This is a genomic window from Microbacterium pollutisoli (assembly GCF_053586795.1).
Map to the genome: position 1 here is coordinate 705,140 of NZ_JBNYWT010000001.1, position 19,463 is coordinate 724,602.

The 19,463-nt window shown below is 73.3% G+C and carries 16 protein-coding genes; 9 read left to right on the top strand and 7 right to left on the bottom strand.

Annotated elements, in window-relative coordinates:
• Position 1: 1 nt before the first annotated feature.
• Together ACQ143_RS03450 and ACQ143_RS03455 are read right to left on the bottom strand one after the other, a co-directional pair.
• On the bottom strand, positions 2–3,262 hold the full coding sequence (locus ACQ143_RS03450; RefSeq protein WP_449569308.1) for an ATP-dependent DNA helicase: 3,261 nt from the start codon (positions 3,260–3,262) through the stop codon (positions 2–4).
• The gene (locus ACQ143_RS03455; protein ID WP_449569309.1) at positions 3,259–6,381 is read right to left on the bottom strand and encodes an ATP-dependent helicase; all 3,123 of its coding nucleotides are present in this window, start codon (positions 6,379–6,381) and stop codon (positions 3,259–3,261) included. The genes ACQ143_RS03450 and ACQ143_RS03455 overlap by 4 nt, the downstream gene beginning before the upstream one ends.
• A gap of 88 nt (positions 6,382–6,469) precedes the next feature.
• Between ACQ143_RS03455 and ACQ143_RS03460 the strand changes: the two genes are divergently transcribed.
• On the top strand, positions 6,470–6,694 hold the full coding sequence (locus tag ACQ143_RS03460; RefSeq protein ID WP_449569310.1) for a DUF3107 domain-containing protein: 225 nt from the start codon (positions 6,470–6,472) through the stop codon (positions 6,692–6,694).
• 1 nt (position 6,695) lies between these two features.
• The gene (locus ACQ143_RS03465) at positions 6,696–6,986 is read left to right on the top strand and encodes a GlsB/YeaQ/YmgE family stress response membrane protein (protein ID WP_449569311.1); all 291 of its coding nucleotides are present in this window, start codon (positions 6,696–6,698) and stop codon (positions 6,984–6,986) included.
• Positions 6,987–7,022: 36 nt separating this feature from the next.
• On the opposite strand, the gene ACQ143_RS03470 is transcribed toward ACQ143_RS03465, so the two are convergent.
• Positions 7,023–7,739 carry a ferritin-like fold-containing protein gene (locus ACQ143_RS03470; protein ID WP_449569312.1) on the bottom strand — a complete coding sequence of 239 codons (717 nt, stop codon included), beginning with the start codon at positions 7,737–7,739 and terminating at the stop codon, positions 7,023–7,025.
• A gap of 146 nt (positions 7,740–7,885) precedes the next feature.
• Between ACQ143_RS03470 and ACQ143_RS03475 the strand changes: the two genes are divergently transcribed.
• Positions 7,886–9,403, top strand: a complete 1,518-nt coding sequence (locus tag ACQ143_RS03475; RefSeq protein ID WP_449569313.1) for a DEAD/DEAH box helicase — start codon at positions 7,886–7,888, stop codon at positions 9,401–9,403.
• A 44-nt stretch (positions 9,404–9,447) separates the two neighbouring features.
• Here ACQ143_RS03475 and ACQ143_RS03480 read toward each other — a convergent pair whose 3' ends face one another.
• Complete coding sequence (locus tag ACQ143_RS03480; protein WP_449569314.1) at positions 9,448–10,341, bottom strand: PHP domain-containing protein; 894 nt, start codon at positions 10,339–10,341, stop codon at positions 9,448–9,450.
• Between the two features lie 78 nt (positions 10,342–10,419).
• On the opposite strand from ACQ143_RS03480, the gene ACQ143_RS03485 reads away from it, so the two are divergent.
• Genes ACQ143_RS03485 through ACQ143_RS03495 form a run of 3 tightly spaced genes read left to right on the top strand, consistent with a single transcriptional unit; the run spans position 10,420 to position 14,674 of the window.
• Positions 10,420–11,451, top strand: a complete 1,032-nt coding sequence (locus ACQ143_RS03485) for an endonuclease/exonuclease/phosphatase family protein (protein WP_449569315.1) — start codon at positions 10,420–10,422, stop codon at positions 11,449–11,451.
• A 24-nt stretch (positions 11,452–11,475) separates the two neighbouring features.
• A complete protein-coding gene (locus ACQ143_RS03490; protein WP_449569316.1) occupies positions 11,476–12,885 on the top strand; it encodes an aminopeptidase P family protein in 1,410 nt (469 codons plus the stop codon).
• Between the two features lie 4 nt (positions 12,886–12,889).
• A complete protein-coding gene (locus ACQ143_RS03495) occupies positions 12,890–14,674 on the top strand; it encodes a gamma-glutamyltransferase family protein (RefSeq protein ID WP_449569317.1) in 1,785 nt (594 codons plus the stop codon).
• On the opposite strand, the gene ACQ143_RS03500 is transcribed toward ACQ143_RS03495, so the two are convergent.
• Both ACQ143_RS03500 and ACQ143_RS03505 read right to left on the bottom strand, forming a co-directional pair.
• Positions 14,656–15,336 (bottom strand): alpha/beta hydrolase family protein, encoded by a 681-nt coding sequence (locus ACQ143_RS03500; protein WP_449569318.1) that lies wholly within the window; start codon positions 15,334–15,336, stop codon positions 14,656–14,658. The two genes, ACQ143_RS03495 and ACQ143_RS03500, sit on opposite strands and share 19 nt — an antisense overlap.
• 5 nt (positions 15,337–15,341) lie before the next feature.
• On the bottom strand, positions 15,342–16,019 hold the full coding sequence (locus ACQ143_RS03505; protein WP_449569319.1) for a general stress protein: 678 nt from the start codon (positions 16,017–16,019) through the stop codon (positions 15,342–15,344).
• A 61-nt stretch (positions 16,020–16,080) separates the two neighbouring features.
• Between ACQ143_RS03505 and ACQ143_RS03510 the strand changes: the two genes are divergently transcribed.
• The 3 genes from ACQ143_RS03510 to ACQ143_RS03520 are packed head-to-tail and all read left to right on the top strand — an operon-like array spanning position 16,081 to position 19,039.
• On the top strand, positions 16,081–17,349 hold the full coding sequence (locus ACQ143_RS03510; protein ID WP_449569320.1) for a magnesium transporter MgtE N-terminal domain-containing protein: 1,269 nt from the start codon (positions 16,081–16,083) through the stop codon (positions 17,347–17,349).
• A gap of 53 nt (positions 17,350–17,402) precedes the next feature.
• The gene (locus ACQ143_RS03515; RefSeq protein ID WP_449569577.1) at positions 17,403–17,897 is read left to right on the top strand and encodes a DUF1003 domain-containing protein; all 495 of its coding nucleotides are present in this window, start codon (positions 17,403–17,405) and stop codon (positions 17,895–17,897) included.
• A 41-nt stretch (positions 17,898–17,938) separates the two neighbouring features.
• The gene (locus ACQ143_RS03520; protein ID WP_449569578.1) at positions 17,939–19,039 is read left to right on the top strand and encodes an Mrp/NBP35 family ATP-binding protein; all 1,101 of its coding nucleotides are present in this window, start codon (positions 17,939–17,941) and stop codon (positions 19,037–19,039) included.
• A gap of 6 nt (positions 19,040–19,045) precedes the next feature.
• Here the strand turns inward: ACQ143_RS03520 and ACQ143_RS03525 are convergent, their stop codons facing one another.
• Complete coding sequence (locus ACQ143_RS03525; protein ID WP_449569321.1) at positions 19,046–19,423, bottom strand: Sec-independent protein translocase TatB; 378 nt, start codon at positions 19,421–19,423, stop codon at positions 19,046–19,048.
• Between the last annotated feature and the right edge of the window lie 40 nt (positions 19,424–19,463).

Genomic DNA, 19,463 nt, shown 5'->3' on the forward strand with positions numbered 1-19,463 from the left:
CTCAGCCGCGCAGCACGAGGTTGTCGGCCACGTAGAACAGCGCCACGTCGATCTGATCCAGCGGCACCCCGTGCTTGGCGTGGTACGCCCGCCGGTACAGATCGAGCTGGATCATCCGGTCGGCACGCTCGCGCTCCGTGCGCGGCGGGCGCCCGGTCTTCCAGTCCACGATCTCGATGCGCCCCGACGCCGTCCGGTACACGGCATCCAGTTTGCAGATGATCACGCGCGGAACGCCGTCGCCGAAGGCGTCCGGGTCGACGAAATCGATCTCGGTCTCGACCTCGAGCGGCTGGCGGTCGGCCCACTCCGAGGCCAGGAAGTTCTCGGTGAGCCGGGTGAGCGCATCGGCGTCCGCGGCGCTGAGGTGCCCGGAGTCGTCGTCCGCTTCCCACAGCCCGTCGTCGAGGGAGGCGCCCAGGCCCGTGAGCCCGGAGCGCTGCTCCACCCACGCGTGGAACAGCGTGCCGAGCCGTGTCTGCCGGTAGGGGCGCTCCGGCATCGGTCGTCCGGTGTCGGCGTCGGGGTCGGCGAGGTCCTTGAACCGTGAGGCGGGCACGCGTGTGGGCCTGAGCGGGCGCGGCGCGGGCTGGTCGCGCTCGGCCAGCAGCAGGGCCAGGTCGCGTGAGGGCGCCACCGGGGGCGCGTGCTGCGCGGTGCGCACCTGCTCGGCGGCCGCCATCACGACCTCCCGCCGCGCACCGAGCGGATCGATCGGCCACTGCAGCAGGCGCCGCTGCCCCTCGTAGGGGTTGTCTCCCGGGTCGGTGTCGGGCAGCTCCAGCCCCAGCGCGGCGGCGATCTCCCGCAGGAACGGGCTCGGCCCGCGCGGCTTCTTGGTGCCCGACCAGCTGGACCCGGTCAGCAGCAGGCGGTCGCGGGCCCGGGTCACCGCCACGTATGCGAGGCGGCGCTCCTCCTCCACCTGACGGGCTTTCACGTCGGCGGCGAACGTGTCGAACGCGGCCTTCAGGTCCTGCTGGGTGGGGGCTGCCGCCGCCTGCCAGTGCAGTTCGGGCAGCCACTGCCGGTCGCCGCGGAACTCGTACGGGAGGACGCCGAACCCCAGCCAGGCCTTGCTGTCCTGCGGACGTGCCGGCAGCTCGTCCTCGACGAAGCGCACCACCGCGACCGCATCCCATTCGAGCCCCTTCGAGCCGTGGACGGTCAGCAGCTGCACCACATCCTCCTCGGGCGGTTCGGTGCGCGGGGCGAACTCGTCGAGACGTTCGGCATGGTCGAGCCAGGCCAACAGGCTCGGCAGCGAGCCGCTGTCGTCGGTGGCCAGGAACCCGTGCAGCTCGTCGACGAAGGCGCGCAGCTGATCACCCGCGGTCCGTGCCGGCCCGCGGGCCTCGCTGGCGGCCAGTTCGATGTCCAGGCGCAGCTCGAGTTCGATGAGCCGGACGAGTTCGGGGATCGGCATGGTCGCCGACTGCCGCAGTCCGGCCAGCACCGCGCCGGCTTCCCGCAGCCGGTCCCGCCCCGCGGGGGTGAACCCGCTCAGCCAGCCGTGGTCGGCGCTCTGCCGGCGGAGGAAGTCGAGGGCGTCGATGAGGGACGCGTCATCGTCGTCGACCGAGGCCCGGCGCCGGGCCAGGACGTCCGGCGCCAGCGGCTGCAGGGCGGCGTCGTGTCGCCCGATGCGTCGGGCCAGCTCGGCCAGCGCCCGCAGGTCGGGCAGCCCGATCGCCCACCGCGGTCCCGCGAGCAGCCGCAGCAGTGACGACCCGGCTCGCGGGTCGCTGATCACGCGCAGGGCGGACACCACGTCGACCACTTCGGGCGTGCTGAGCAGACCGCCCAGACCCAGGATGCGGTGCGGCACCGCCCGGCGGCCGAGGGCGTCCGCGAACCGGACCATGTGCTTCTTGCTGCGGAACAGGACGGCCCCGGTCGTCCCCTGCCCGGCGGCGGCCCGTTGTGCGCGCACCTCGTGGAACCACGCGGCGACACGGTCCGCCTCCGCGTCGACGTCGGCCTCGAACGCGATCTCGACCTGCCCGTCGGGGGCACCGGGGCGAGGCAGAAGCTGCTCGACGGGGACGGGCGAGGTCGCCGCCAGCGGCGCGAGCACGGCTCCGGCGGCGTCGAGAACGCGGGTGGCGTTGCGCCAGCTCGTCATCAGCGAGAACCGTCCGGCGTCACCGGACGCGCTGAACGCGGCGGCGAATCCGCCGAGGTTGCCGGCGCTCGCGCCGCGCCAGCCGTAGATGGACTGGTGCGGGTCGCCGACGGCCATGACCGGGGTGACCTGGAAGGCGGTCGCCAGCAGGTCGGTCTGCACGACCGAGGTGTCCTGGTACTCGTCCAGCAGCACGACGCGGTACCGGTCGCGCAGATCGGCGCGCACGGCCGCGTGCCCGCGCACCACCTCGAGGGCCCCGGCGACCTGGTCGGAGAAGTCGATCACGCCCTGCCGGCGCTTGCGGGCGGCGTATTCGCGCGCCAGCTCGACGAGCACCTCCAAGCCGCCGACGGTGGTCACGGCCTTGCGGACGTCGGCGTACACGTCCACCCGGGAGGTCGTCGAGGGGCGCTCGGCGATGGCGGCGAAGCGCGCGGGGAAGGCGGCGAGCTCGTCCAGGTCGACGAGGTTGTCGGTGCTGTCGCGGGCGATGCGCAATGCGCCGTCGATGATCGACGACAGCGCCTCTTCGCGCACCTCGAGGCGTTCGTCGTCCGCGTCGAGCACGACGCGGCGCATGAGCAGCCAGGCGGCCGACTCGCTGAGCACGGCCGCTTCGGCGTCGCGCCCGACGCGGACCGCATGCTCCCGCACGATCGCATCGGCGAAGCTGTTGTAGGTGGCGACCTGGGGACGTTCGAGCAAAGCGTCGGCATCGCTGTCCCGGGCCGGGCCTCCAAGTGCGTCGAGCTCGGCACGCCGCGCCGACTCGGGTGCGCCCGCCTGTTCGAGGCGACCGAAGACCTCCAGGCGCCCGGCGCGATGCAGGGCGGGAAGGTCGGCCAGCAGGCCACGGCGTTCGAACTCGCTCAGCCGCAGCAGGCGACGCTGGATGCGCTCGGCGAGTTCACCGGCGGCCTTGCGGGTGAAGGTGAGCCCGAGCACCTGATCGCGTCGGACGAGGCCGTTGGCCACCAGCCAGACGACCCGCGCGGCCATCGTCTCGGTCTTGCCGCTGCCGGCGCCGGCGACCACGAGCGCCGGGCGCAGCGGGGCGGAGATGACCTGGGCCTGCGCGTCGGTCGGCGGGAACTGCCCGAGCGCGGCGGCGATCGCCTGGGGAGAGATCGTCACGACGCGCTCACGGCTCCGATCGTGTGCACGCGGCAGAGGCCGTAGCTGTGGTCATCGCGACAGTGCTCCTCGAACGGGGCGGTGAAGGTGGTTCCGGTCATGATGTCGACCGCGCGGCGCACCCGGTCGAGGAACGCGGCGCGCGTCTCGTCGTCGAAGGGCGGCTGGTGCGGTTCGGCGTAGTCCTTGGTGGCCGCCGACGGGCGCAGCACGAGCAGTTTGGCTCCCCCGCCGGGGTGGCCGGCGACCGCGGGGACGGCCCCCGACTCGAACGCCAGCTGGTACGCCGCCAGCTGCGGGTTGTCGGCGACCTTCGCGTCGGTCTGGGGTTCGCGCTTCCCGGTCTTGAGGTCGACGATGACGACCGAGCCGTCCGCCATCATCTCCACGCGGTCGATGTACCCCGACACGATCGCGCCGTGCGGGGCGCCGTCGATGGGCACCGGCACCTCGAAGTGCGGTTCCGCGCCCACGAGCCGGCCGCCGGCGGCGTGGAACCGCCGCAGGTACAGGGCGAGCCGACGCACCATGTCCCGGGCCCGCGCCCGTTCGGCGCGGTCGCGCCAGGGTGCTTCGAACTCGAGCTCGGACCAGCGTGCGGTCACCGCCGCCCACAGGGCGTCCTCATCGGCGCCGGTGGCGTGCTCCAGCGCCGCGTGCAGGATGGTCCCGAGACCGGCCACCGCCGTGCCACTGTCGCCGCCCAGGTCGCCGATGACCCAGTTGAGCTCGCACTCGTCCAGCGCTTGCAGCCGGGACGGCGAGATGCGCACGTCCTCGCGGGACAGGTCGCGCAGCGGCCCGATCGAGGTCGGCGGCAGGACGCCGAACCATTCGCCGGGGTCGGCACCGGGCACCTCGGCGGCGGCCAGCAGCGCGAGCTGGCCGGCGGCGTCCTGTCGGGCGGATGCCGGTGCGCGCGGATCGGTGAGGGCGCGACGATGCTGGGCGACCAGGCCCCGCAGCGACAGCGGATGCGCGGCCCAGGCGCCGACCGGCTCGGCGGGCGGCAGCAGCTCGAACAGGACGCTGGGTCCGGTGTCGTCGTCATCGACGGCGGTGACCACCAGCTGCCGGGTGGCCCGTGTCGCGGCGCGGACGAACAGCCGCAGTTCGTCGTGCAGGACGCCACGGCGCCGGTCGACGGCGTCGGCGCCGCCCGGGGAGGACAGCCGCCAGGTCTCCAGCAGGCTTCCGCGCGTGCGCAGGTTCGGCCAGACGCCGTCCTGCACCCCTGCGACGATCACCGTGTCGAACTCGGTGTCCAGGGCACCGGCGGGGGTCATCACCTGGACCACCCCGTCGGGGGCCGCGGCGGTCAGGCGGTCTTCAGCGACATCCGAATCGAGCACGCCGCGCAGGAACGCGAGCGCGGAGGTGCCGTCGGCGCGTTCGCCATGGCGCTTGGCGGACTGGAACAGCGCGACCACGGCGTCCAGCTCCCGCCCGGCCTGCTCGGCCAGCGGCCCGTGCCCGGCGGTGGCCGCCCGCCAGGCCCGGTCGCCGCCGAGCGCCTCCCAGGCCGTCCACAGCAGTTCGTGCGCGGTCGCCTGCTCCTCGATCTGGGTGCGCAGCGCCGCGATCGCGGTGCCGATGCGCGCCGCCCGCCGCGCCTCCCGCGTGTCGATGAGCTCGAACTCGAGCGGGTGCGCCACGGCGGAGGCGAGCAGCTCCCGGCCGGTCGGCGCGACCTCGCCGTCATCGAGATGCTGCAGCGAGGCGTGGCGCAGCGCCGTGCGCAGACGGCGCAGCTCCACCGGATCCAGTCCCGCACCGCGCAGCGCGTCGGCGAGCTCGTCGGCCGTCCATGTGTCCGGGTCGCGGGCGGCCAGCAGCACGAGCCGGAGCAGGTCGCGCACGGCGCGCGCGTCGGCCAGCGGCCTGGCCTGACCGGTGGCCCGCGTCGGCACTTCCCGGGCCGCCAGTTCGGCCTCCAGCGTGACGACCTGACGGGTGTCGTGCGCGATGACCACGCAGTCGTCCCACCGGACCCCGTCGTGGACATGGCGTTCGCGCAGCAGGCGCGCGATGAGGTCGTGCTCCTCGGACGACGACCGCGCGGTGAACGCGCGGATGCTCTCGTCGGGGACCGTCCCGGACGGCGGGCGCCGGTGCGCGACGATGCCCGCCGCGCCGATGCGTGAGGTCAGTTGCGCGGCGAGCTCCTGCTGCGCGGGGGTGCCGCGGTGGACGGTGGGCAGCACGTGCACGGGCACCTGTGCGGCCAGGCGGGCGAAGTTCTCCGGTGTGGCACCGCGGAACGCGCCCGCACTGATGTCGGGGTCACCGAACGCGAGCACCGCGATGCCGCGGGCCCGGCACGCCTCGAGCAGCTCGATGCCGCCGAGGGTGAGCTCCTGCGCGTCGTCCACCAGGAGCACCCGCAGTCTGCCGGCCACCTGCCACGCGGGGTCGCCGGGCGGGAGGGTGCGCGCCAGGCCCACGGCTTCGCGCACCAGCCCCGCCGCGTCGCGGTGCGCTCCGCGCATGGCGGCGCGCACGTCGTCGTACTCGCGCGTGAAGGACGCCAGTGCCCGCCAGGCGGGCAGGTCGTGCTCGTCGGCGAGCTGGGCGAGCCGGTCGGGTGACAGCCCCAGGGTCGTGCTCTCCGCGAGGAAGGCGCGCACCTCCGCGCGGAAGCCGTTCGTGGCGCGCACCGCCGCCGGCAGCCACTCCGGCCACCGCGACAGGCCGTCTGCCTCGTCCTCGGCGTCGCCGGCGAGCAGATCGGCGATGAGCTGGTCCTCGTCGGGACCGGTGAGCAGCTGCGGCGGCTCCTGGCCGGCGCGCACGGCGGCGGCACGGACCAGCTGATAGGCGAAGGCGGCGACCGACCGCGCCAGGGCACCGGTGGTGGCCGCCCCCACCGTCAGTGCCAGGCGGTCACGCAGCCGCGTCGCCGTCTGCCGGGTCGGGGTCAGCACGAGGATCTCGTCCGGCGAGAGCCCGGCATCCACCAGATGACGCACCCGCGCGAGCAGGCACGCGGTCTTGCCGCTGCCGGGCGCCCCGGCCACGACGCCGCTGGCCTCGACCGGGAGGGTGATGACCGCCTGTTGGGCGGCGTCCGCCCGGCCACGCGCAACGCCCACGGCAGGGTGCGGCATCGGTTCGGGCATGCCTTCACGGTACCCGCCGCCGCCGACACCGCCGGGTGTCGTAGCATCGAGGTGGCCCGTCGTCACCGGGCCGGAAAGGGAGTCACCCGTGGAGATCCGCATCGGCCTGGCCGACACCGCCCGCGAGCTCAACTTCGAGACCGACGACGCCCCCGAAGCGGTCAAGAAGACCGTCACCGACGCGCTCGAAGCCGGCACCGCGGTGGTCAGCTTCACCGACTCCCGGGGCAGCTCCTACATCATCCCGACCGCGCGGATCGCCTTCGTCGAGGTGGGCAGCGACCAGTCGCGTCGCGTCGGCTTCGTCGCCTGACATGCAGATCCTGCTGGCGCTCATCTTCGGCGCCTCCTACGGCGCGGTGCTGCACTACACGATGGCCGACCGGCCCTCGCGCGGGGCCGCGCTGGCCCCGATGGCGGGCGCCGTCCTGGGCGGGCTGACCTGGCTCGTGCTGACCTGGCTGGGTCTGGCGATCGACGCGCCGTGGATCTGGCTCATCTCAGCCGCCGTGCCCGCCGCTGTCCTCCCGGTCGCCTTGGTGGTGCTGCGCAGGATGCGCGCCGCCCATGATCAGCGCGAGCGCGAGCGGCTGCGCATCGCCTGACGGCCCCGCCGACCGGATGCCGGGGCCCGGCCCCGCTCAGGCGTCGAGCCCGAGCTGGGCCATGCGCCGTGAGTGCGCGCCGAGCAGATCCGTGAACACCGGGTCGACGCGCGCCTGATCGGCTTCGTCCAGGCTCTGCGAACGCAGGGCCGCGCGGGCGATCAGCAGGGTGTCGCCCACCAGCCGCCGGCCCCACAGGGCCAGCAGTGACGACCACTCGGGGTCGGAGTCGATGGCATCCTTCAGGATCGCGACGAGCGCTTCCCGATCGTCGTCGGTCTGCAGGATCGCGGCCACCCGCTGCCCCATCGCGCCGTAGCTGGCCGACAGCGCCAGGTAGAAGTCGTCGAGCATCCCGGCGGTGATGTGGACCGACAGCATGGTCTCCAGCGGCCGGGCCCCATGGGTCGCCCGCCGGAACTGGTCGAGCTGCTCGCGGAACGGGAGCATGAGACCCAGCGGGTCCTCGCCGTGTTCGCGCACCAGCGCCACCAGCGCACGGTGCTTCAGCAGCGCCGCACCGGCCGCCAGCGACAGCGACTCCTTGCGCGCCAGCTCCGGCGTGGGGGCGATCAGCTCGCTGAGGGTCTCGAAGAAGCCCAGCTGGAGGTAGGCCGCCTGGCCCAGATAGGTGTCGACATCGGGCGCCAGTTCGGCGAAGTCCACCCGCCGCACGTCACCGTAGTCGCCGCGCGAGCGCACACGCAGCGTCCGGGTCGATGGGCGCTTGCGCTGCCAGAACCAGTTCACCACGCCTATAGCCTACGGCGGCGCGGGGTCCACCCTCCGGTAGGCTGGTCGGGTCCCGGCATCGGATCGGGACCACCGCGCCTGTGGCTGAGTGAAGGGCGTGGACCTTTTACACCGGCGGCTTCTCACCGCCAGACAGGCATGGATTCATGACGACTTTCGCCGAGCTCGGAGTCGACCCCGACATCGTCGAGGCACTGGGCAGCAAGGGCATCACCGAGGCGTTCCCCATCCAGGAGCAGACGATCCCGCTGGGGCTTCCCGGTCAGGACATCATCGGCCAGGCCAAGACCGGCACCGGCAAGACCTTCGGCTTCGGCATCCCCGTGGTGCAGCGCCTGGGCCTCGACCCGGCACCGGGCGTGAAGGCGCTCATCGTCGTTCCCACCCGTGAGCTGGCCGTCCAGGTCTACGAGGACATGGACATGCTCACCTCGAACCGCTCCACGAGCGTCGTGGCCATCTACGGCGGCAAGGCGTATGAGGGACAGATCGACCAGCTGAAGGCGGGGGCACAGATCGTGGTCGGCACACCCGGCCGGCTCATCGACCTGAACAATCAGCGTCTGCTCGACCTGTCGAACGCGACCGAGGTCGTGCTCGACGAGGCCGACAAGATGCTCGACCTCGGGTTCCTGCCCGACATCGAGAAGATCTTCTCCAAGGTGCCCGCCGTCCGGCACACGCAGCTGTTCTCGGCGACCATGCCCGGACCGATCGTCGCCCTGGCGCGCCGGTTCATGTCCAACCCGATCCACATCCGGGCCAACGACCCCGACGAGGGGCTGACCCAGGCCAACATCAAGCACCTCGTCTACCGCGCCCACTCGCTGGACAAGGACGAGGTGATCGCGCGGATCCTGCAGGCCGAGGGCCGGGGCAAGACCGTCGTGTTCACCCGCACCAAGCGCGCCGCGCAGAAGCTCGTAGATGAGCTGAACGACCGCGGTTTCAATGCCGGGGCGGTCCACGGGGACATGAGCCAGGAGGCCCGGGAGCGCTCGATGGCCGCGTTCAAGGCCGGCAAGAAGGACGTGCTCATCGCCACCGACGTGGCCGCCCGCGGCATCGACGTCGACGATGTGACCCACGTCATCAACCACACGATCCCCGACGACGAGAAGACGTACCTGCACCGCGCCGGTCGCACCGGGCGAGCCGGGAAGACCGGCATCGCGGTGACGTTCGTCGACTGGGAGGACCTGCACAAGTGGGCCCTCATCAACCGGGCGCTGGACTTCGGTCAGCCCGAGCCGGTGGAGACGTACTCGTCCAGCCCGCACCTGTATGAGGACCTGGACATCCCCGCCGGCACGAAGGGTCGCATCGCCACCGCACCGAAGACCCAGTCGGTGCGGACGGCGAAACCCGCGCGCGCGGCGGATGCCGCAGGTGAGCGACCCGCCGGTTCCCGCCGCCGTCGTCGCCGCCGCGCCGGGGGCGAGCAGGTCGGCTCGACCTTCGTCGAGGGGCAGGATGCCGCAGCCCCCGCCGCCGCCGAGACCGGTGCGGACGACCGCGCGGCCGACGGCGCCGGCACCCACGACGGCGCCGGCAAGGAGCACCGCGACGGCAAGCCCGCTCCGGCCCGCCGGCGTCGGCGTCGCCGCGGCGGCGCGGGTGGCGCGGGCGGCGCCCAGGCACCCGCCGCCGGCGCCGGGGCCTAACCGGCGGCCGGTCCCGACCCCCGACCCTGGCCTCCGACGCGCCCTCAGGGGTGGACCGGCGCGCTGCCGGTACCGCGGGCGATGATGCGGGCCACCATGTCGTCGGCGGTCGTGCGCTCCCCCGGCAGGTTGGGTTTGCCCCGCCCGTGGTAGTCGCTGGACCCGGTCACGATCAGGTCGTGCTCGGCCACGATCCGCGACAGCGCCGCGACGCCGTCGGGATGGTTCTCGCGGTGGCCCAGCTCGAACCCGGCCAGTCCGGCCTCCAGCATCCGCGCGATCACCTTCCGGTCGACCACCCCGGCCCGCGCGGCCGGATGCGCGATGATCGGCACACCGCCGGCGTCCGCGATGGCCGCGACGGCGGTCACCGGGTCGGGCGCGTACAGGTCGACGTAGTACGCGCCGCCGGGGTGGAGGATGTCGGCGAAGGCCTCGGTGCGGTCGGCGACGATCCCCTTCGAGATGAGGGCGTCGGCGATGTGCGGGCGTCCCACGGAGGCGTCGGCGGCCGTCTGGGCGAGGATGTCGTCCCACGACACGTCGTAGTCGCGCGCGATGCGGTCGGCCATCGTCCGGATGCGGGTCAGCCGGGACTGCCGGATGCGGTCGGTCAGCTCCCGCAGCCGGGCGTCGTCGGGATCGAACAGATAGCCCAGCACATGGACGCTGCGCCATCCCTCCCGTGCCGACAGCTCGATGCCCGGCAGGAACGTCATCCCCAGCGAGGTGGCGGCCTCGGCGGCTTCGGCCCAGCCGGACGTCGTGTCGTGGTCGGTGAGCGCGACCGTGCGCAGGCCGTGGCGGTGCGCGGCCGCCATCACCTGGGCCGGCGGCTCGGTGCCGTCGGAATGCGCGGAGTGCAGGTGCAGATCGGCCGGCCCTTGCCACGGGCGCGCGGCACCGGCCGGTCCACCGTGCCCGCGCCCACTCGACATGGCATCGAGCGTACCGGCCTGCCGGAAAACGGCGGTGCGCGCAGGCTCCGCCCAGACTGCTGACATAGGCTCACCGTCGTGTGGCGGCTGCTCGGGATCCTGGTGACACTGATCATCGCGATGGGCGCCGCCGTCGCGACCTGGCCGCAGTTCTTCCGGCTCGAGCGGACCATGCCCTTCGCCCAGATCGTGGCGCTGCGCGGCGTCATGGTCCTCGCCTGTGCGGCCGTCGCGGTGCTCATGCTCCTGCTGTGCTTCGTCCGCCCGCTGCGCGCGTTCGCGGCATCCGTTCTGGTCGTCGCCGTCGCCGCCGGTGCCGTCAACAGCGCGATCATCGCGTCGCGGGGCGCGGGGCAGTCGTCGCTGCCGGCGCCCACCGCCGACAGCATCCGCGTCATGACCTGGAACACGGCCGGCGAGGCGACCGCGCCGGCCACCATCGCCAAGACCGCCGTGGCCATGCAGGCCGACATCGTGGCGCTCCCCGAGACGTCGATCGAGACCGGCACCGAGGTCGCCGTGCTCATGCGTGAGATGGGGCGGCCGATGTGGGCACACCACGAGGACTTCGGCGACCAGGAGGGCTACGCCGACTGGGACGCGAACTCGACCAGCGTGCTCATCTCCCCCGACCTGGGCGGCTACGCGGTCGTCGAATCCGACGCGTCCGGCACCTCGAACACGTCGCAGGTGCCGAGCGTCGTCGCGATGCCGGTCAGCGGCGACGGTCCGATCGTGGTGGCCGTGCACGCCGTGGCCCCGCGCACCGACCAGATGGCGGCCTGGCGCGGCGACCTGCAGTGGCTGGCCGACCAGTGCGCGGCCGAGGACGTCATCATGGCCGGCGACTTCAACGCGACCGTCGACCACATGGAGCGGCTCGGCACCGACGACGCCACCCTCGGCCGCTGCCATGACGCCGCCGCCACCACCGGGAACGGCGCGGTGGGCACCTGGTCCACCGAATGGCCCGCCATGCTGGGCGCGCCGATCGACCACGTGCTGGCGACCGAAGCCTGGACGGCGACCGGATCGGTGGTGCTGGACTCGATGGACGGCTCCGGCGGCGACCACCGACCCCTGGTGGTGCAGTTCGAACGAGCCGACTGAACCGGCCGGTGGGAGGATGGAACCATGAGCACGCATGATTCGACCGCGACGACCGATACGCGGACGGCGGAGACGACGAGCAACCGCAAGCAGCCGTTCCCTGCGGGCTTCCTGGAGACGATCCCCACCGGGTGGGCCGATCGGCCCGAGCAGTCCCCGCCCGAACGCCCGCAGGCGCCCTACGCCGCCGCGCGGCGTGCGGCCGTGTCCGCCGCCTTCCCCGGCCGCCGGCTGGTCGTCCCCGCCGGAACCTTGAAGCAGCGCTCCAACGACACCGATTACCCGTTCCGGCCCCACTCGGCCTTCGCCCACCTGACCGGATGGGGTGCCGACGCGGTGCCCGAGTCGGTGCTCGTGTTCGAGCCGACGGCATCCGGCCACGACGTGACCCTGTATCTGCGCGAGCGGGCCGACCGCACCACCGCCGAGTTCTACGGTGACGCGTCGATCGGCGAGTTCTGGATCGGTCCCCGCCCGTCGCTGCAGGCCGTGGCGACCGACCTGGGGCTCGCCACCGCGCACATCGACCGGTTCGCGCCGGTCGCCGGGGAACTCGTCGTCGACGTCGACCCCGAGCTGACACGGTTCGTCTCCGAGCTGCGGCTGGTCAAGGACGAGTACGAGCTGGCCCAGCTGCGCCTGGCCGTCGACGTGACCGCGCGCGGATTCGACGACATCGTCGCCGACCTCCCCCGCATCGTCGCCACCCCGCGCGGCGAGCGGGCCGTCGAGGGCGTGTTCCACCTGCGCGCCCGCACGGAGGGCAACGGCACCGGGTACGACACCATCGCCGCGTCGGGCCCGCACGCGTGCTATCTGCACTGGACCCGCAACGACGGCGCCGTCGTGCCCGGCGACCTCATCCTCGTCGACGCCGGGGTCGAGGTGGACAGCCTCTACACCGCGGACATCACCCGCACCCTGCCCGTGTCCGGGACCTTCACCCCCATCCAGCGCCGCATCTACGAGACCGTGCGCGAGGCGGCCGACGCCGCGTTCGCCGCCGCGCAGCCCGGCGTGCGGTTCCGCGCCGTGCACGACGCCGCCATGGCCGTCATCGCCGCGCGCGTCGCCGAGTGGGGGCTGCTGCCGGTCACCGCGCAGGAGGCGCTCGACGCCGATCGCGGCGGGCAGCACCGCCGCTACATGGTGCACGGCACGAGCCACCACCTGGGGCTGGATGTGCACGACTGTGCGCAGGCGCGGCGCGAGATGTACTATGACGGCATCCTCGAACCGGGGATGGTCTTCACGATCGAGCCCGGGCTGTACTTCCAGATCGACGACCTCACCGTGCCGGAGGAGTACCGCGGCATCGGGGTGCGCATCGAGGACGACATCGTCATGACCGCCGAGGGGCCCGTGAACCTGTCGGCGGACATCCCCCGCACCGCCGACGAGGTCGAGGCCTGGATCGCGCGGCTGTCCGGCTGACCCCGTGACGTTCACGCCTCCGCCGGAGTTCACGACCCGCCCGCAGCTGGTCGGTACGTTCGGCATGGCCGCCTCCACCCACACCACCGCGACCGCTGTCGCGCAGGCGGTGCTCGAGCGGGGCGGCAACGCGTTCGACGCGGTCGTGGCCGGCGGCTTCGTGCTGCACGTCGTCGAACCGCACCTGAACGGCCCGGGCGGCGACCTGGTCGGCATCTTCCACGCCGCGGGCGCCGACGCACCGGCTGTGCTCATGGGGCAGGGACCGGCGCCGGCGGGCGCCACGATCGCGCACTACCGCGGCGAGGGACTTGATCTGATTCCCGGGGCCGGCGGCCTGGCCGCAGCGGTGCCCGGCGCCGTCGACGCCTGGCTCGTGCTGCTGCGCGACCACGGCACGTGGGAGCTGTCCGACGTGCTGGCCTACGCCATCGGGTACGCCCGCGACGGCCATCCGCTGCTCGCCCAGGCGGCGGCCACCATCGCGCGGGTCGCCGATCTGTTCCGCGAGGCATGGCCGACCTCCGCCGCCCTGTGGATGCCGGACGGCGAGCCCCCGCGCGCGGGAGCCCTCGTGCGCAATCCCGCCTACGCCGCGGTGCTCGAGGGCCTGGTCGCGGCCGGATCAGGACTGCCCGACCGCGTCGCGCGCATCGAGGCCGCGCGAGCCGAATGGAAGCACGGTGCGGTGGCCACGGCCTCCAGCGCCTTCCTGGCGACCCCGCACCGGCACTCCGACGGGCGCGACCACGCCGCCGTCCTCACCCCGGACGACTTCGCCGCCTTCGACGCCGGCTACGAGACGCCCGTCACCGCCGTCTTCCGCGGTCACACGATCGCCAAGGCCGGCGGGTGGACGCAGGGCCCGGCGCTGCTGGCCGCACTGCGGATCCTCGACGGGTTCGCCGACGCGCAGATCGACCCCCAGACCGCCGCCGGGGCGCACACGATCGTCGAAGCCCTCAAGCTCGCCCTCGCCGACCGCGACGCCTACTTCGGCGACGGCGCGGCGCTCGATCCGCTGCTGTCCGAGGAGTACGCAGCTAAGCGGCGGGCGCAGATCGGTGCCGGCGCCGCCCGCACCTGGCGCCCCGGCGAGCTGCCCGGGCGGGTGGCGTTCCGACCTCCCCTGCGCACCCCGGACGAGGTGAGCGGCACTGCGGGCACCGGCGAGCCGACGGTCGACAAGACCGGGCGCACCCGGGGTGACACCTGCCACATCGACGTCGCCGACCGGTGGGGCAACATCGTCGCGGTGACCCCGTCCGGCGGGTGGCTGCAGTCTTCGCCCACGATCCCTGAGCTGGGGTTCTGCCTGGGAACGCGGCTGCAGATGATGTGGCTCGACGCGTCGGCGCCGAACGCGCTGCGCCCCGGAGCGCGGCCGCGCACGACGCTCACACCGACCCTCGTGCTGCAGGACGGACGCCCGGTCATGGCGCTGGGCACCCCCGGCGGTGACCAGCAGGAGCAGTGGCAGCTGCCGATGCTCGTGCGCATGCTCGCCGGCGGGTACACGGCCCAGCAGGCCATCGACGCGCCGACACTGCACACGACGGCACTCGTCGACTCGTTCTGGCCCCGCACGTGGACGCCGGCCGGTGTCGTCGTCGAGGCCCGGATGGGCGATGCGGTCATCGAGGGTCTGCGCGCACGTGGCCACGACGTCACGATCGCGGGCGACTGGGCGCTGGGGCGGCTGTCCGCCGTCGGTGCCTCCCCCGAAGACGGCACGGTCTGGGCCGCCGCGAACCCGCGCGGCATGCAGGGCTACGCCGCCGGGCGCTGACCCACCCGCTCCCGCAGCCACTCGGCCACCCGCGGCGCCAGCGCCGCACCGATCGCCGCGGCCGGCCGGCGGGCGCCCTTCACCTCGAACGAATGGCCCCCGCCGGTGATCCACGAGATCTCGGCGTCCGGACAGGAGGCGACGGCCTCTTCGAGCTGGGACAGCGGCTGGACGAACGGGTCGTTGGTGCCGGTCACGAACAGCTGGGGTGCCGTGATATGCGGCAGGTGCGCGGCGCGGGACGACTCGGGCTTGCCCGGCGGGTGCAGCGGATAGCCCAGGTAGACCAGCGCGGCGGGCGCCATGCCTGCCTCGGCGGTCGTCATCGACGCCATCCGGCCGCCGTACGACTTGCCGGCCGCCACCAGCGGGAGGCCGGGAGAACGCGCGGCCAGATCGGCGAACACCGCCCGCCAGGTGCGCAGCGCGTGCGCGGCGGGGCCGGGCATGCGCCGACCGGCGACCACGTACGGGAAGTCGAAGCGCAGCGTGGACACCCCGACGGCCCGAATCCCCTCGGCGAAGCCGACCAGGAAGGGGTGGTCCTTGCCGGCGCCGGCGCCGTGTGCCAGTGCGAGCGCGGCCCATGCGTCGTCGGCCGGTTCGTACGCCACCGGCACCGCGACCTCACCGGACGGCAGCTCGACCGCGACGGTGTCCATGGGTGTCAGCGTCCGGGTGCGTCGCCGGTGGCAGAACCGTCCTGCGGCGCCCGGCGATCGGTGTCGTCGGCGTCCTCGTCAGCGGCGGGCGCGGCGGGATCCGCGGCAGGCGGTGCCGGTGCCACCGTGCCGTCGGGTGCGGGCACGATCCGCTCGCCGTACCGCGGCGGCTCCTCGACGGCCGGTGCGGCGGGGGCGACCGGTGTCGCGGGGGGCGGTGCCACGGCGGCGCGGCCGACCACTTCGCGCGCCTTCTGGATGCTGCCCGGCAGCACGGTGACGTCGTAGTGGTCGGCGAGGAACTGCGTCATCGACGTGTAGGCGCGGCGGCGGCGCACGATCGAGTAGGTGAGGATGCTCATCAGCATCCCGACCGCGATACCGACGAGCATGACGCCGATGAACAGCTGGATGGCGGCGTTCGGCGTGCCCAGCACGAAGATCGCCGAGAAGACCAGGCCCAGCAGGATGCCGTTGATCGCACCGGTGCGGGCCGCCGTCGCGTAGCCGAGCCGGCCGGTGATCGTCTCGACCGACCGCAGCCCGCGGCCGACGATGGCGATGTCCTTGGCGGGGACCTCCGCCTCGATGAGGGCGGTGACCGCCTTCTGGGCCCCCTCATAGGTGGTGAACTCCGCGATCTTCTCGCCGTGTTCGCGTGGCACGCCGCCCATCATGCTCATCACCCCATTCTGACACGGACCGCTCCGGCGCCGCCGGTGCCCGGCGGGCTACGCTGGACGGGTGAGCACGCAGAGGGTTTTCGTGGCGCGCCTGACCGGCTGCGCGGTGTTCGACCCTGCCGGTGACCGCCTCGGCAAGGTGCGTGACGTGGTGGTGATCTTCCGCAAGAACGATCCGCCGCGCGTGGTCGGCCTGGTCGTCGAGATCCCCGGCCGGCGCCACGTGTTCCTGTCGATCGGACGGGTCACCTCCATCGCCACCGGCCAGGTGATCACGACCGGGCTCATCAACGTGCGCCGGTTCCAGCAGCGCGGCGGCGAGGTGCGGGTGATGGCCGAGCTGATCGGCCGCAAGGTCTTCTTCACCGACGGGTCCGGCCAGGCGGTCATCGAGGACGTCGCCATCGAGCGCAACCGTCAGGGCGACTGGGACATCGGCCAGCTGTTCCTGCGCAAGCCCAAGACCAGCGCGTCGCCCTTCGCGAAGGGCCCGACCACGTTCGCACAGTGGTCCGACGTGCGCGAGTCACAGGTGCCCGGCGAGGAGCAGTCGGCCGAGCACCTTGTGGCCAGCTACTCCGAGCTCAAACCCGCCGACCTGGCCAACAGCCTGCTCGACCTGCCCGCATCGCGGCTGCTGCAGGTGGTCGGCGAGCTCCCCGACAACCGTCTCGCCGATGCGCTCGAGGAGATGCCCGAGGAGGATCAGGTGCAGATCCTGGAGGCGCTCGGCGAGGAGCGTGCGGCCGACATCCTCGACCAGATGGAGCCCGACGACGCCGCCGACGTGCTCGCGCAGCTGTCGGAGGAGCAGCGCGAAGAGCTGCTCGAGCTGATGGAGCCGGAAGAGGCGCAGGACGTGCGCGCGCTGCTGAAGTACGGGCCGGACACCGCGGGCGGTCTCATGACCCCCGAGCCCATCGTCCTGTCGGCGGACGCGACCGTCGCCGAGGCGCTCGCGCTGATCCGCCGTCACGAGCTGCACCCGGCGCTGGCCGCGGCCGTGTTCGTGACCCTTCCGCCGTACGAGACGCCGACCGGGCGCCTGCTGGGCACCGTCCACTTCCAGCGCATGCTGCGCTATCCCCCGCACGAACGGCTGGGCGCCATCATCGACGACACGGTCGACCCCGTGCCGGCGACGGCGTCGGCGGCTGAGGTCGCCCGCCTGCTGGCCAGCTACGACCTGGTCTCGCTGCCGGTCGTCGACCCCGCACACCGCCTCGTCGGCGTCGTCAGCGTCGACGACGTGCTCGACTATCTCCTGCCCGATGACTGGCGCTCGCACGACACCGATCCGTCCGACGCGGCGACGGGAGCGGCACGGTGAGGGCGCGGCGGCCGGCGAACCCGCTCGAGGCGCCGCGCGGCCGGCGCGCGAACATGCTGCCGCGGGCCGGTGCCTCCGCCTCGTCGAGCGACCGGTTCGGTCGGTTCACGGAGTGGATCGCGCGGGCGATGGGCACGCCGATGTTCCTGCTGCTGCTCACCCTGTTCTGCGCGGGGTGGATCATCTGGAACACGACGGCCCCGCCCGCGCTGCGCTTCGACGACGCCGCCCTGGGCTTCACGGCGCTGACGCTCATGCTGTCGCTGCAGGCCTCCTACGCCGCGCCGCTCATCCTGCTCGCGCAGAACCGTCAGGATGACCGGGACCGCGTGCAGATCGAACAGGATCGGCAGCGCGCCGAGCGCAATCTCGCCGACACCGAGTACCTGGCGCGCGAGGTGGTGGCCCTGCGCATGGCCCTCAGCGACGTGTCGAACGAGGTCGTGACCCGCGACGTGCTCCGGCAGGAGCTGCGTGCCCTGCTCGACGAGCTCGACGAGCGCGCCCACCCCGCCGACGGCCCCGACGACGCGCCGGGCCGGCCGTGACGGCCGACGCCGCAGCCGTGCGGTCGGCGGTCGGCGCGGTCATGGACCCCGAGCTGCGGCGCCCGCTGGCCGAACTCGACATGGTCCGCGACGTGCGCGTGGATGCCGGGCACGCGCACGTGCAGATCGCGCTCACGATCGTGGGGTGCCCGGCCGCCGACCGGATCGAACGCGATGTGCGGCAGGCGGCGGCCTCGGTCCCCGGCATCGCCGATGTCGACATCGAGGTCGGCGTCATGACGCCCGCCGAACGCAACGCCCTCACCGAGCGGCTGCGCGGCGGACGCGCGCGACGGACGATGCCGTTCGGCCCCGACACGCTGACGCGCATCATCGCCGTCACCAGCGGCAAGGGCGGCGTCGGCAAGTCGTCCGTCACGGCGAATCTGGCGGTCGCGCTGGCACGCCGGGGGCTCGCGGTCGGGCTGATCGACGCGGACGTGCACGGGTTCTCCATCCCGGCGCTGCTGGGCCTGTTCGGCGCCGACGGGCTGCCGCCGCAGCCGACCCGCATCGACGACCTCATGCTGCCGCCGGTCGCCTACGACGTCAAGGCCATCTCGATCGGCATGTTCCTGCCGCGGGACGCCGCGGCGCCGGGTGCGGTCGCGTGGCGGGGGCCGATGCTGCACCGCACGGTGCAGCAGTTCCTCACCGACGTGTACTTCGGCGACCTGGACGTCCTGCTGATCGACATGCCGCCGGGCACCGGGGATGTCGCCATCTCGGTGGGGCAACTGCTCCCCCACGCCGATGTGCTCGTGGTCACGACCCCGCAGCAGGCGGCGTCGGAGGTGGCCGTGCGCAGCGGGCTGGTCGCGCGCCAGACCGGCCAGCGGGTCGTCGGCGTGGTGGAGAACATGGCGGCGTTCACGCTGCCCGACGGCACCGTGCTCGATCTGTTCGGCAGCGACGGCGGGGCCGACGTGGCTGCGGCGCTGACGACCGACGCCGAGCCGGTGCCGCTGCTGGGCTCGATCCCGCTGAGCCCGGCGCTGCGGCTCGGCGGCGACAGCGGGCATCCCATCGTCGTCGCGGCGCCCGACGATCCGGCCGCGCGCGCTCTCGAACAGGTCGCCGACCGGCTGCTGACGACGGGCCGGTCCCGCGCGGGACGGTCGCTGCCGGTCAGCCGCGCCTGAGTGCGGTCAGGTCGCCTCGGAGTCGAACGGCACCGGCCGGTCCGGGTCGAAGGACACCGCCGGGCTCGGAGTCGCCACGGTGGTGACGGTGGCCGCCGTCTCGGCGGCGCGGACGGTCGCGACGGGGGTGTCGTCCAGCAGCGCATCGCGGATGATGCGCCGCGGGTCGTACTGCCGGGGGTCGAGCTTGCGCCATTCGACGTCGTCGAAGTCCTCGCCCATCTCCTCTTTCACACGCCCCTTGGCGCCCTGCAGCCATTCCTTGGTGCGGACGGTGAACCGGGCGAGCAGCTCCGCGTAGCGCGGCAGGCGCTCGGGGCCGAGAAGGAGCGCGGCGACGAGCGCGATGAGGAGGAGCTTCTCCATGTCGAGCCCGAAGAACATGCGTCCAGGTTACCCGTGCGCCTCGCCGTCGACCGCCCGT

Excerpts from the sequence above, each read along its gene's own strand:
- ACQ143_RS03455 (WP_449569309.1), bottom strand. The coding sequence starts at position 6,381 with ATGCCCGAACCGATGCCGCACCCTGCCGTGGGCGTTGCGCGTGGCCGG.
- ACQ143_RS03465 (WP_449569311.1), top strand. The coding sequence starts at position 6,696 with ATGCAGATCCTGCTGGCGCTCATCTTCGGCGCCTCCTACGGCGCGGTG.
- ACQ143_RS03475 (WP_449569313.1), top strand. The coding sequence starts at position 7,886 with ATGACGACTTTCGCCGAGCTCGGAGTCGACCCCGACATCGTCGAGGCA.
- ACQ143_RS03480 (WP_449569314.1), bottom strand. The coding sequence starts at position 10,341 with ATGTCGAGTGGGCGCGGGCACGGTGGACCGGCCGGTGCCGCGCGCCCG.
- ACQ143_RS03490 (WP_449569316.1), top strand. The coding sequence starts at position 11,476 with ATGAGCACGCATGATTCGACCGCGACGACCGATACGCGGACGGCGGAG.
- ACQ143_RS03500 (WP_449569318.1), bottom strand. The coding sequence starts at position 15,336 with ATGGACACCGTCGCGGTCGAGCTGCCGTCCGGTGAGGTCGCGGTGCCG.
- ACQ143_RS03505 (WP_449569319.1), bottom strand. The coding sequence starts at position 16,019 with ATGAGCATGATGGGCGGCGTGCCACGCGAACACGGCGAGAAGATCGCG.
- ACQ143_RS03515 (WP_449569577.1), top strand. The coding sequence starts at position 17,403 with ATGCTGCCGCGGGCCGGTGCCTCCGCCTCGTCGAGCGACCGGTTCGGT.
- ACQ143_RS03520 (WP_449569578.1), top strand. The coding sequence starts at position 17,939 with ATGGACCCCGAGCTGCGGCGCCCGCTGGCCGAACTCGACATGGTCCGC.
- ACQ143_RS03525 (WP_449569321.1), bottom strand. The coding sequence starts at position 19,423 with ATGTTCTTCGGGCTCGACATGGAGAAGCTCCTCCTCATCGCGCTCGTC.